At 56.1% G+C, this 12,547-nt stretch carries 11 protein-coding genes; 5 read left to right on the forward strand and 6 right to left on the reverse strand.

Annotated elements, in window-relative coordinates:
• Positions 1–44: 44 nt before the first annotated feature.
• A complete protein-coding gene (locus PUV47_RS13585; protein ID WP_274219114.1) occupies positions 45–938 on the forward strand; it encodes a DMT family transporter in 894 nt (297 codons plus the stop codon).
• 115 nt (positions 939–1,053) lie between these two features.
• Here the strand turns inward: PUV47_RS13585 and PUV47_RS13590 are convergent, their stop codons facing one another.
• Positions 1,054–1,989, reverse strand: a complete 936-nt coding sequence (locus PUV47_RS13590; protein ID WP_274219115.1) for a flagellin — start codon at positions 1,987–1,989, stop codon at positions 1,054–1,056.
• A 651-nt stretch (positions 1,990–2,640) separates the two neighbouring features.
• Complete coding sequence (locus PUV47_RS13595; protein ID WP_274219116.1) at positions 2,641–3,573, reverse strand: flagellin; 933 nt, start codon at positions 3,571–3,573, stop codon at positions 2,641–2,643.
• Between the two features lie 677 nt (positions 3,574–4,250).
• Here PUV47_RS13595 and PUV47_RS13600 point away from each other — a divergent pair.
• From PUV47_RS13600 to PUV47_RS13610, 3 genes are all read left to right on the forward strand, one after another.
• The gene (locus PUV47_RS13600; protein ID WP_274219117.1) at positions 4,251–5,222 is read left to right on the forward strand and encodes a ChaN family lipoprotein; all 972 of its coding nucleotides are present in this window, start codon (positions 4,251–4,253) and stop codon (positions 5,220–5,222) included.
• A 106-nt stretch (positions 5,223–5,328) separates the two neighbouring features.
• On the forward strand, positions 5,329–5,694 hold the full coding sequence (locus PUV47_RS13605; protein ID WP_274219118.1) for a hypothetical protein: 366 nt from the start codon (positions 5,329–5,331) through the stop codon (positions 5,692–5,694).
• 50 nt (positions 5,695–5,744) lie between these two features.
• Positions 5,745–6,203, forward strand: a complete 459-nt coding sequence (locus tag PUV47_RS13610; RefSeq protein WP_274219119.1) for a DUF411 domain-containing protein — start codon at positions 5,745–5,747, stop codon at positions 6,201–6,203.
• A gap of 544 nt (positions 6,204–6,747) precedes the next feature.
• Here PUV47_RS13610 and PUV47_RS13615 read toward each other — a convergent pair.
• Positions 6,748–7,761: a 2-oxoacid:ferredoxin oxidoreductase subunit beta gene (locus tag PUV47_RS13615; protein WP_274219120.1), complete on the reverse strand. Its 1,014-nt coding sequence runs from the start codon at positions 7,759–7,761 to the stop codon at positions 6,748–6,750.
• A 1-nt stretch (position 7,762) separates the two neighbouring features.
• Positions 7,763–9,652 carry a 2-oxoacid:acceptor oxidoreductase subunit alpha gene (locus tag PUV47_RS13620; protein WP_274219121.1) on the reverse strand — a complete coding sequence of 630 codons (1,890 nt, stop codon included), beginning with the start codon at positions 9,650–9,652 and terminating at the stop codon, positions 7,763–7,765.
• A 495-nt stretch (positions 9,653–10,147) separates the two neighbouring features.
• Here PUV47_RS13620 and PUV47_RS13625 point away from each other — a divergent pair, with 495 nt between their 5' ends.
• Positions 10,148–10,357, forward strand: coding sequence for a cold-shock protein (locus PUV47_RS13625; protein WP_274219122.1), 210 nt, complete (start codon positions 10,148–10,150; stop codon positions 10,355–10,357).
• A 231-nt stretch (positions 10,358–10,588) separates the two neighbouring features.
• On the opposite strand, the gene PUV47_RS13630 is transcribed toward PUV47_RS13625, so the two are convergent.
• Both PUV47_RS13630 and PUV47_RS13635 read right to left on the reverse strand, forming a co-directional pair.
• On the reverse strand, positions 10,589–11,350 hold the full coding sequence (locus PUV47_RS13630) for an isocitrate lyase/PEP mutase family protein (RefSeq protein ID WP_274219123.1): 762 nt from the start codon (positions 11,348–11,350) through the stop codon (positions 10,589–10,591).
• Positions 11,351–11,369: 19 nt separating this feature from the next.
• Positions 11,370–12,422: a bifunctional transcriptional activator/DNA repair enzyme AdaA gene (locus tag PUV47_RS13635; RefSeq protein ID WP_274219124.1), complete on the reverse strand. Its 1,053-nt coding sequence runs from the start codon at positions 12,420–12,422 to the stop codon at positions 11,370–11,372.
• Positions 12,423–12,547 lie beyond the last annotated feature (125 nt).

Genomic DNA, 12,547 nt, shown 5'->3' on the forward strand with positions numbered 1-12,547 from the left:
CCTCTGCCCGCCCTATTCTGGGCTTTTCGTAAATGGATGTGCCCATGGCGCTCGTTCTTCCCACCCGTGTGCTCGGCATTAGCTGTGCCATAGCGGCAACCTTCATCTTCTCCCTTCAAGACGCCATCACCAAACAATTGGTGGAGACCCACTCGGTCTGGTTCATCTTGATGGTGCGTTTCTGGGTGCATCTTGTGGTGGCCGTGCTGTGGGCCGCCTCCACGACAAAGGGCCTTAAAGCAACTGTTCGAACCGGGAACATGAAGCTTCAGCTCATGCGCGGTGTGCTGCTCTTTGCAGAAATCGCGTTGATCACCATATCCTTCAGCCTGTTGGGACTTGCGGAAGTGACCGCCGTGATGATGGCGCATCCGCTCATCGCCACAGCGCTTGCGGCGCTTTTCCTTGGAGAAACAGTGGGTTGGCGCCGTGTCTCAGCCCTGTGCGTAGGGCTGATCGGGCTGTTGATCATCGTGCAGCCGGGCGGTGAAATCTGGGGGCCGGCGGCTCTGGTGGTGCTCGCTGCCGCGTTCAGTTTCGCGACCTATCAGCTCTTCACCCGAATGGCGAGCGCTTATGATGGCGCGGTCACACACTTCTTTTACGTGGGCGCAGTGGGGGCCGTGCTGAGCACCTACATGGGCGTGCAACACCTTCCCGCGCTGGCGGACATCGAATGGCTCTTGCTGGGTGCCATTTGCATTTCCAGCATTTGTGGGCATTTCAGCCTGATGAAAGCGCTGTCTCTCACCCTTGCCAGCGACATTCAGCCCTTTGCCTATTTGCAGCTGGTTTGGGCCATTCCCGTGGGTTTCATCGTTTTTGGCGACCTGCCAACCGGCGCGACCGTTTTCGGTGCGGCCCTCATTGTGGGGGCTGGGTTGTTCTCCCTCATGCGTCAGCGCAAACTTCAAGAAGCCCGCAGCGAGAGCAAGTAGCGCGCAAAAGAACGCCAGTCAGGCAGCAATCGGGCACCCGACAATAAAAAACGGCCGCCTCCTTTCGGAGACGGCCGCATCAAGGCAACCGGGTTCAGTCGGCCTGCCTGTCCGATTAACGGAACAGAGACAGGATGTTCTGAGAACCGGAGTTTGCGATGGACAGAGCCTGAATACCGAGCTGCTGCTGGGTCTGAAGAGCCTGCAGGCGGGTGGATTCAGCGTTCATGTCTGCATCAACCAGCTGGCCAACACCACGATCAACAGCGTCAGACAGGTTCTTCACGAATTCGGTCTGCATGTCGATACGAGACTTGGCGGAACCCAGTGCAGTCGCTGCGTCGGTCATCGTGCCAAGCTTTGTGTCTACTGCGGTGATCAAGGCTTCTAGGGCTGTCTGGTCCGCTGCTGAATCGGTGATGCCAGAGATATCGAAGTCTAGCATGTTTGCACCAGCAATGTTTGCTGCGCCTGTGACTTCAGCCATGTCCGAGTTCAGGATACCAGTCGTCCCGCCAGTATCAATAAGTGCGATACTGGTGGTGTCGATTGTAATGTTCTGGAGAGCTGCGGCACCGGCGGCGTTACGTGTAAAGCCACCAGTTACGCTTTTAACGGCGTCAGCTGGGGTTGTCGATATGTCCTGAGACAGCCAATTTTCGCCATTGAAGGTCGCTGAGTCAGCAATTGTCTGCAGCTGTTCCTGAAGCGCTTTGATATCAGACTGGATCTTATTCTTGTCCGCGCCGTCATCGGTGGCAGCAACAAGCTTGGCCTTAATTTCGCTTACGACGTCAACTGCGGAGTCCATGGCCGTAAAGGCAACGTCAACGGTTGCAGCACCAAGACCCAGAGCATCCTGAACAGCAGACAGAGCTTCGTTGTCCGAGTTCATGGTGGTTGCGATGGACCAGTACGCAGCGTTGTCAGAAGCGTCAGCAACGCGCATGCCGGTAGAGATGCGGTTCTGAGTGTCAGCCAGGTCGTTATTGATGTTGCGTAGGGTGGACAGTGCCACCATTGCGGAGGTGTTCGTCAGAAGAGAAGACATAGTATTTCGTCCCATAAAGAAGAGAAATCGGGACATTCCGGCCTAACTGCCGGTGGCAACGGGTTAAGAGCATCATGCACTGCTAGGTTGTGTAGCAGCCCGTTACGCAACCAATGACGCCTACCAAACCTTGCGCGAGGCTTAACAAAACTCCTCAAAGTTGCATTTATTGAAAGATCGGCTGGCTAGGTTGTGGCCGCTTGCGCGTTCCGCCGCTGCCTAGCAATGACATCTACGATATTGGAATTAAACAGTAATATCGATAGAAGCAACCAAGGATTGCATTGATAATCAGCTTCGCAATTTAAGAGGGAATTTTTCGATCCGTGTTGTGGATCAAGGCGTGCCCGAAGGCATAAAACGCGGCTATTTCAGGTTGTAATGCCTGAATCAGTGCGAATCTGGTTGCACGCTCAGCTACCCAAACGGGCCTATTGATGTGAGAAGCAGAAACAAAAAACGCCCTCTTGAGAGAGAGCGGCGAAAACTATGGTTGGATTTTGTGGGGCCTAACTAACACCAGTAAGTTGGTGAGCTGCCAACCGCGCTGGTGGGTGCTATGTGCCCCTTCCCGAGGCAACAAAAAACGGCCACCTCCGTAAGGAGATGGCCGCTCGAAGTCCACCAGTTTCAGGTGTCCAGTCTTTCCGATTAACGGAACAGAGACAGGATGTTCTGAGAACCGGAGTTTGCGATGGACAGAGCCTGAATGCCGAGCTGCTGCTGGGTCTGAAGAGCCTGCAGGCGGGTAGATTCAGCGTTCATGTCTGCGTCAACCAGCTGACCAACACCACGATCAACAGCGTCAGACAGGTTCTTCACGAACTCAGTTTGCATGTCGATACGGGACTTTGCTGAACCCAGAGAGGTAGCTGCATCGGTCATGTTCGACAGGACACCATCAACACCCGTGATCAGAGCGGAGAGCTGTGCGAGATCAGCAGCAGAGTCCGTTGCGGCAGAGATGTCGAAGTCCAGCATATTTGCGCCGGTCACGATTGTACCGTCAACGCCTGCCAGCGCGGCATTGAGAAGACCAGCAGTACCGCCAGTATCAACCAGCGCAATTGAGGTGGTGTCGATGGAGATGTTCTGGATGGCGGCATTGCCTGCTGCGTCACGGGTGAAGCCACCTACAACTGTTTTCACGGCATCAGCTGGTGTAGTCGTAACGTCCTGAGAGAGCCAGTTTTCGCCGTTAAAGCTGGCAGAGTCAGCAATGGTCTGCAGCTGGTTCTGCAGTTCGCTAAGATCGGACTGGATCTTTGTACGATCAACGCCCGGAGCTGTAGCAGCCACCAGCTTTGCCTTCATTTCGCTTACAACGTCAACTGCCTGATCCATTGCGGTGAAAGCGACGTCGACAGTAGCAGCGCCAAGACCCAAGGAGTCCTGTACTGCAGACAGTGCATCGTTGTCGGAGTTCATGGTCGTTGCGATGGACCAGTAAGCAGCGTTGTCAGAAGCGTCAGACACGCGCATGCCGGTGGAGATGCGGTTCTGAGTGTCAGCCAGGTCGTTGTTGATGTTGCGAAGGGTGGTCAGTGCCACCATTGCGGAGGTGTTCGTCAGAAGAGAAGACATTGATTTCAGTCCCTAGAAAAAGTTCATTTGGGACATGCCGGAATCTAACCGGCCCACGGAAGAATGCATCATGCAATGCGGCAAAGCACAGGTTCGGCAGTTCAGTAGGAGCCGGGAGCCGCATTCCGTGGAACGCCTTTAAGGTGAAGTCACCCCTCAGCGATGTAAAGTCAAAGAACTATCTTTCATCATAAAGCGCAATATGTGCGCCTAATGCAGTGGATACTTTCAAAAAAAATCTACAAAACTAAATCTGTGGTAGTTCTTTAGATAATAAGTACAACCAAAGATATTCATAATCTTGGAATACCAGTAATAAGACTCAATAGAGAGAATTTTATATAAATTGTTGCGCTATTAATACTATAGATAGCATTAGATTCAATCTGCAAGCTTTAGTTGCGTTTTGCTGAGATAATCCCGCAGTTCAGGCGATTGGGGGCGGCACCCTTGAACATGTTCTTGCCGAGCTCTAAAGGACGTCCACCTTGTTAAAGAGTAGGAAGAGTCAAATAACTTGAGTAATGAACTCATGTATTATAGGGAGGGGATATCCAGCCAGACGGCCCATCACTTTGGTGTCCTTGTCCCGCCACTTCATCCGAAAACAGAAAAAACTCCATGACGTTCTGATGAGCCAGCTCTAACGTCATGTGGCCAGTGCATTGGAGAGAGAGATGAAGCGCTTTGCTGCCCTTGCAATGACTTTCATTTTAAACAACGCGGCTTTTGCAGGTGAGGCTCTGCCGGGTGCGGAAGACCTGCTGCTCAACTCCCACCCTCTTGCCGAAACAATCTGGGATGTTGCTGCAGGGGAACAAATTTCCCGTGAAGAGTTGATGTCCCGCGTCCTTTCCAAGGACCACGTGCTTCTCGGAGAGCGCCACGACAACCCGCGTCACCATCGCATTCAGGCCGAGGTGATGGCGGCATTGGGAGAAGCCGGCAGTCGCCGGACAGTGGTGTTCGAAATGGCGGAACCTGAGCACCGCGAGGTCTTGGCTGCGGCGGAAAAGGCCACCGTTGATGAGCTGGGCACGGCGCTCCGCTGGAGTGAGCGCGGTTGGCCCGACTGGAAAATCTATCAGGTCATTGCGGAAGTCGCCCTCACCTACGACTTTCACATGGTGCCGGGTGGTCCGTCCCGAGATCTGCTTAAAGCGGTTGGCCAAGGCTCTGATCTTCCAAAGGAAATGGCAGATGAACTGCGCTGGCAGCAAGACTACCGGCCAGACCAGCTTCAGAGTTTGGAGCAAGAACTGGTGGATGCGCATTGCGGCATCTTGGGGCGTGAGAGCGTTGCGCCGCTTGTTCCCATGCAGCGGCTGAAGGATGCCTTCATGGGCATGTTGATGCGCCGCGCCGTTGATGACGGCCAGGGGTCTGTTCTGATCGCAGGAAATGGTCACATTCGTCTTGACCGCGGGGTGCCCTACTATCTGGATGACACCAGCAGCCGCATTGCGATTGCGCCAGTGGAGGTTCAGCGCGATCTCGAAAATCCTCAGGATTACGCCAGTTTCGACCCGAAGGTTTACGACTACATCTGGTTCACGGGACGGGTGGATGAGGTTGATCCCTGCGTGAAATTCAAGGATCAACTTGAGCGAATGAAGCAGAGCCACGGCACCGCCACGACATCTGAGTAAGGCTGCGCAGGTGCTGTTCCGGCGTTCTCAAGACAGCGCTCCACTATGACGAAAATTTAATAGTTCCTTGTTTGAACTGGCGAAATCTTCTTGATAGTGTCGGCGCATGCTCCGATTTCTCGTCGCCCTGTTTATGCTTCTGCTCCCGCTGACGCACAGCTTTGCTGGCGGCTTCATGCCGTCTGGCGGCATGCCTGCACCGGCAACGCAACATGCCGCCGCCCAGTCTGTGGAAGGGCATGAGCTGGGCAACAAGAGCCAGCACGGTGGCCCCATGAGCGCCATGGCATGTTGCGACCACGGGCAAGAAAACGGCAGTTCGTCCATGGGCGACTGCATGGCGTTTTGCAGCTTTATCCCCGCCGCCGCAGGGCTGAGCTTCCAGATGGCAACGCCCGTATTTGCGCGCGTTGCCCAGCCAGAACTTGCGAGCTACAACCGTTTTTTCCTGCTGCGCCCTCCGATTGCCTGAGTTTCAGACCCTCTAACACCCTGAAACCTATTGGTAATCGAGATAAATACATGAAAATTCAAGCTTCTGCCGCAGCTCTCGCTGTTGGCCTCTTCATCCTGCCTGCCTCCCACGCGGTTGCTCAGTCCCTTGGTGAAGTCCATATGCATAAATCCCCCTATTGCGGGTGCTGCACAGATTGGGCGGATGCGCTGAGCGCAGCTGGCTACACTGTAAAAACCACCAGTGTGGAGGACCTCCACCCGATCAAGCAGCAGGCGGGGATACCGAATGACCTGATGAGCTGCCACACGGCAACTCTCAACGGGTATGTGCTTGAGGGCCATGTGCCGCTGGAGGCGATCGCCAAGCTGCTCGAAGAAAAGCCCGAGATCCGTGGGCTGTCCGTTCCCGGCATGCCACTGGGCTCTCTGGGAATGGGCGAGCCTGATGCTGAAACGCGCTACACCGTTTACGCCTATGGCGGCAAGGCCAAGGTGCCAAAACCGTATTTAGAGGTCGGTAAGTAACCTTCCCTGAGTTTGCGTTGAAGATGCGTCGGTTTGAATGAAACCGGCGCATTTTGCGTCAGTTTCTGAAGATGCGGCTCAAGTGTAGACACGAGACTGAAAAAGAGGTGTGGGCGGCAACAATCTTGACCACACATGGCCGAGGCTCCCGATGCCGCGCCCCGCCGAGCGGCCCACCGGGGCCGAACTCGTCTTTTATGGTGCATGCGGCATGCACTTCATATGCTATTGGTGCCCTTCGCTTTCCCACGTGTTCTTAAGCAATAGTCGTTGACGCCATCTGCAAGAGGATCGGAAGTGCATAGGAATAATGGCCCCACTGAAGATTGGCAGCTGCCAAGTATGAACTTGGCAGAAAAGGTTAACGCCGTCATTGCAAGGCGTGGGCGACCCCACACCCGCGTCATCCCGCGCTTGATGCGGGATCCAGTAGAGCCCCTCACCACCTGCCGTGTGTGTTGCTCTGGATACCGGATCGGCGTCTCGCTTCTCCGGTATGACAGTGGTGGTAGTGGGTGAGTGAAGGAGACCCAAGCGAAAGGGGTTAGCTCACCTGCCAGGTTTCGGCCTTGCGCAAGGTGGCACCTAGGCGTTTCAGCTTTTCCGCACGCGAAAGCGGTGCTTCCGGCAAGCCGTGCCTGGCGCCTTCCACGAACTCCTGCTTTTCATGGCGGTAAAGCACGCCGATGACGACCGGCTCACCCTCATTCTCGCCAAGGGCTGCCAAGGCCTGAGCCAGATGAATGTTGGTTTCATCGTGGACCAGAAGGTCCTCTTGTGTGATCCCGCCTTCAAGCCGCACCACTTCCAGCCCAAAACCGCCCTTTGCCACGCGCAGGCCCTTGTCTTTGTTTACCCCAAAGACCATGGGCTGGCCGTGTTCCACATGCAGGGTGTGATCCGGTCCGGTTTTCTTGTCCTTCAAGCCATCAAAGATGCCGTCATTGTAAATGACACAGTTTTGCAGCACCTCCACAAACCCGGTCCCTTTGAACGCCTTGGCCGCTTCCAGCACCGGCTGCAACACCTTGGCCTGCGTATCGATGCAACGGGCAACGAACTGGCCACCCGCCCCAAGGGCAAACACGCAAGGGTTCAGGCCCGTTTCGATGGAGCCTGTTGGAGAGCTTGGGCTCTTGGTCCCCTGCCTGGAAGTGGGAGAGAACTGGCCCTTTGTGAGGCCGTAAATCTGATTGTTGAACAGCACCACCTGCAGGTCCACATTTCGGCGCAGCACATGCAGCAAATGATTGCCGCCGATAGACAGCCCATCCCCGTCACCGGTCACCACCCAGACGTCCAGATCCGGATTGGACAGCTTGGCCCCTGTGGCCAGCGTTGGCGCGCGCCCGTGAATGGAGTGGAAGCCATAGCTTGCCATGTAGTAAGGCAAGCGAGAGGAACAGCCAATGCCAGAGACCACAAGCGTGTCTTCCAGCGTGGAGCCGCCGTCTGCCAGCGTTTTTTGCAGGGCTTTGAGCACCGCATAGTCACCACAGCCCGGGCACCAGCGCACGTCCAGATCAGAAGCGAAGTCTTTTACCGTCAGTTTGGTCATGTCAGCCTCCGACCACGTTGTTGATGATCTCGGTGATTTCGCGCACCAGGAACGGGCGGCCCTTCACGCAGGAAACACTGCGGATCGGGCGGCCCAGCTCGGCCCGCAACAAGGTGGCAAGCTGGCCATTGTTCATTTCCGGCACCACGATTTCCTCAAAGCCCGCCAACAGCTCTTTCAAGTTGGGGGGCAGCGGCCAGATGTGGCGTAGATGAATGTGCGATACAGATTTGCCTTGAAGCACCGCCCGGCGTGTTGCCACACGGATTGGGCCCCAAGAAGAGCCCCAACCCACCAGCGCCAACTTGCCGGAAGGGGCGCCGGATTCGACCGTTTGCGGTGGCAGGTCCTTGGCGATGGCCTGCAGCTTGGCTGCGCGAATCTCCGTCATGCGCTGATGGTTGTCGCCGTCATAAGAGATGTTGCCGCGCCCTTCCTCGCGCTCCAGCCCGCCGATGCGATGCATAAGGCCCGGTGTACCGGGCACGGCCCACGGCCGGGCCAAGGTTTCCGGGTCGTGCTTGAACGGCTGAAAATCATTCGGATCGGTGGCCTTTGTCACCGGAAACGGCGCGAAATCACCTTCACCAAGATCGGGTAAACGCCAAGGAGCGGCAGCGTTGGCAATGTAGCCATCAGACAGCACGAAAATTGGCGTCATGTGTTTGGTGGCAATCTTCACCGCTTCCACGGCAACCTCGAAACAGTCGCCAGGGTGTGAGGCCGCAATCACCGGAATGGGCGTGTCGCCGTTGCGCCCGAAAACAGACTGAAACAGGTCAGACTGCTCGGTTTTCGTGGGCAACCCGGTGGAAGGGCCGCCGCGCTGAACGTTGACCACAACCAGTGGCAGTTCCGTTGCCACAGCAAGGCCGAGCGCTTCCGTTTTAAGGGCAATACCCGGCCCGGAGGAGCCGGTTATGCCCAGATGGCCGGCATAGGACGCACCGATGGCCGATCCGATGGCGGCAATTTCGTCCTCTGCCTGAAAGGAGAGCGCCCCCAGCTCTTTCAGCTTGGCGAAGGTGTGCAGCAGCGGCGAAGCTGGCGTGATGGGATAAGAGCCATAAAACGCCTCAAGGTCCGCAAGCGTAGCGCCAGCATAAAGGCCATAGGCCATGGCCTCATTGCCATTGATTGTTCGGTATTCGCCCGCACGCAAGGGAGCTGGGGCAATGTGATACTGAGAAATGTCGGCGGGCAGCTCGGCAATTTCCCCATAAAGATGCCCGGCGCGCAGGGCCAGCAAGTTGGCCTCGGCAATCTCCGGCTTGTTGGCGAACTTTTCCGTCAGCCAGCTCTCAAGGGCGTCAATCTCGCGCTCAAACAACCAGTGGATCAGGCCAAGGGTCCACATGTTCTTGCAGCGCTTTGCGTCCTTTGCGCTGACACCGCTCTCTTTAAGCGCCGACGTGGTGAGCTCGGTGATGTCGATCGGCAGCAGGCGAAAATGACTCAAGGTGCCATCTTCCCGCGGATCACTCTCATAGCCTGCTTTTTCAAGGGCGCGGGCCGAAAAGCTGCCACTGTCGAAAATGAGCAGGCCGCCCTTTTTCAACTCGCCCATGTATTTTTTCAAGGCCGCCGGGTTGAGCGCCACCAAAGCATCAGACTCATCGCCAAACGTGAGCACTTCCGTTTCGCCGATGTTCAGGGAATAGGCGGAAACGCCATAAACCGTGCCAGACGGCGCGCGGATATCCGCCGGAAAATCCGGAAATGTCGCAATGTCGTTGCCGAACCGGGCGGCACTTTCTGCCAGCCGTGTGCCTGTGAGCTGGATGCCATCACCGGAATCTCCAGCGATTCTGATGCGGACAAAATCTACTTCCGGGGTCTGTGAAACGGGAAGTTCCCGAAGGTTTGGGGCTTCCTGCGCTGTCTCTGGCATCTGGCGCTCCGCATGTTTTGTCGTTGTTTTAGCGCGTTCTAACAAACGCGAGTGTTACCCCTACATTTCTTGGGTGCGCGGCGATAAATCTAGTCGGGTTTCTCCCTACTCACGCGCTTTTGCAGGCGGTTCTCCAGCCCTGCGCTACCCTTTGCTTTGCGGTAAACTGCCCAAGGGGCTTGCTTTGGTTTTGCAGCTTAGCAGAAAACAATTCTGCCTGTGAGAGCGCGAGAAGCTACGCCGTTTCAGGAATGGAAAAGTGTCGGCACAGCCATTTCAACCAGTGTTTTAGGGGGTATGCCCGTAAAGTCACCGAAAAGTTGTTCTTGATATCGACATCTTTTATCGCTACATGAGGGGCATCGATTTTTTGGCATTGCTGTTTATATGCCTCGCGCCCAAGTGCGCTAGCTGACGAAGCTATTTTCCAGAATTCGATCGGAAAGTGACCCGGTTTGGTCACCGTCAACACGCGCACTATAAAGGATTCGCGATATGGCAACTGGTACAGTTAAGTGGTTTAATGCCACCAAAGGTTACGGCTTCATTCAGCCAGACGAAGGCGGAAACGACGTTTTCGTACACATCTCCGCAGTTGAGCGCGCAGGCATGCGTGAGCTTTCTGACGGTCAGAAGGTTTCCTACGAAATCGTTCAGGACCGCCGCTCTGGCAAGTCTTCCGCAGGTAACCTGGAAGCTCTCTAAGGCTTTCAGCTCTCATCAAGAGAGACTGCACTGAGTTTGAAGAAGGCAGGGCAAACGCTCTGCCTTTTTTGTTATGCTCCAGCAAACGTCTTCAGTAGCAAACGGGAGCATTTTCCGAAGTGCCTCCGCCGGGGTAGCGAAACCTGGATCTCAAAATTCCATGGAACCTGACGATCCGGCACCGAGGCCGCCTCCACATGGGCGCTTCCACATGGGCGCTTGGCACATGCTCTAGCTGACGACGCCAGCGTAGGCCTTCTTGAAGTCGGCAAGAAACTGGATAAACGGCGCAGGCCCGAAGCTCGCTCGGGAGACGCCCAAGGCGGCCACGTCTTTGACTGACGTCAGATCGCCAATCATCATGACATTGACAGGCAATGTTGCCGCATCGACAACGCGTGAGATCAACGCTGTCTCCGTCAACCCCGGTATGAAAAAGCAGTCCGCACCTGCCTCTGCATAGGCGGCTTCGCGTTCCCGCGCTTCTGCCAGACTGCTTTCGTGGGTGGCTGGGTCTGTCCCGAGGAACAGATCCGTTCTGGCATTCAGAAACAGGGGAACACCTTCGTCAGCGGCCGCCGCTTTGATTGCCTTGATACGTGCAGCCTGTGCTTCTATGGAATGAAGCCCTTCGCCCTTGACGATTCTGTCTTCGAAATTGATCCCAATGGCCCCGGCGCGGATCATCTTGCGTGCGTTTTGGGCAACCTCGGCAGGTTCGGTCGCATATCCGCCCTCGAAATCCACGGTCACAGGCACATCAACGGAAGCACAAATTCGCTCGACGATGTTCAAGAAGAAGTCCAATGGCAGGGCCTCTCCATCGCCGTAGCCATGGGCTGCGGCCATGGACCAGCTTCCGGTGGCTACGGCAGGGGCACCGGCCTTCGCCAGAGCTTGCGCGCCCCCTGCATCCCAGATGTTGTAAAGCACAACCGGGTTGCCCTTTTGGTGCAGGTCCGCGAAGCGAGATGCCTTTTCAGCTTGCGACATGAGGGGGTCCTTTTGTTTTTTATGGCAGATATTGCCGTTCGATTTCGAGGAGCTTCTGTTTGCGCCACAGGCCGCCGCCATAGCCAGTCAGCGAGCCATCAGCGCCAACGACACGGTGGCAAGGAATGACCAGAGCGATCTGATTGGCCCCGTTTGCACGGGCGACCGCGCGAACCGCTGAGGCGCGACCGATGCTTGCGGCGATATCAGAGTAACTGCGAGTTTGCCCCGCTGGGATTTGCCTGAGCGCATCCCAGACGGCACCGCTGAAATCCGATCCGTGATAGGCGAGCGGGGTTTGAAAGTCTGACGACGAGCCCTCAAAGAAAGCGGCGAGTTCGGCCTTGATCTGCTCCGACGGGTCTGTTCGTCCGACGCCCAGTCGGCCTTTGACGAAGGTATCAAGCCGCTCCAGCTCTTTCGGCAGTGCCTTGCGATCAAAAAACTCAAGAAGATGAAGTTGCGATTTGCTGCAAACGGTGATCATGTCGCCAAGCGGTGTCGGGATCCACTCGGCGAACAGCAAAGGGTCCGAGGACAGGTTGCCCGGTGCCTTTCCCATCAGCTTCAAGAACGCCGCCCGGAACGCACTGGGAGAATCGAAACCTGCATCAAGCTGGCCTTCGATGACCGCGCCGCCTTCAGCTAGTGTTTCAAACCCTTCTCGAAGCCGCCTCTGACGCGCCATCTCCAGAAACGTCATGCCGAATTGGCGCTTGAAGCTGCGGCGAACCGTGGACAGATCGAACCCCATCCGCGCGATATCCCCCTCGCGCCAGCGGTAATTGGGGCGCTCGTCCAGCGCGGCCAACAATGCTGCAATCGCAGGGTCCGCCAAAGCCATAGGCTGCAACGGATGACAGCGTTTGCAGGCGCGATAGCCCGCTTCGATACACTCCCCGACCGTGCCAAAGAATGTGCAGTTTTCCTGCTTTGGCTTGCGGGCCGGACAAGTCAAACGGCAAAACACACCGGTCGAGGAAACACATACATAAACCCGCCCGTCAAATGCGGCGTTGCGGTCCAAAAGGGACTGATACAGAGTATCGTGGTCTGGAAGGTCAAATAGCATGCGGCGTTTGTAGCATGCTTAAAGTACGGCACCGCCGAAAATCAGGCATGTATTCATTAAGAGCCTAAAAACGGAAACTGGCATTCTCCCACTGCGCAGCATCCGCAAAATCGGCCTTGCCAGCG

Origin of the sequence: Pseudovibrio exalbescens, from assembly GCF_028737195.1 — a bacterium.
GTDB lineage: Bacteria > Pseudomonadota > Alphaproteobacteria > Rhizobiales > Stappiaceae > Pseudovibrio > Pseudovibrio zosterae.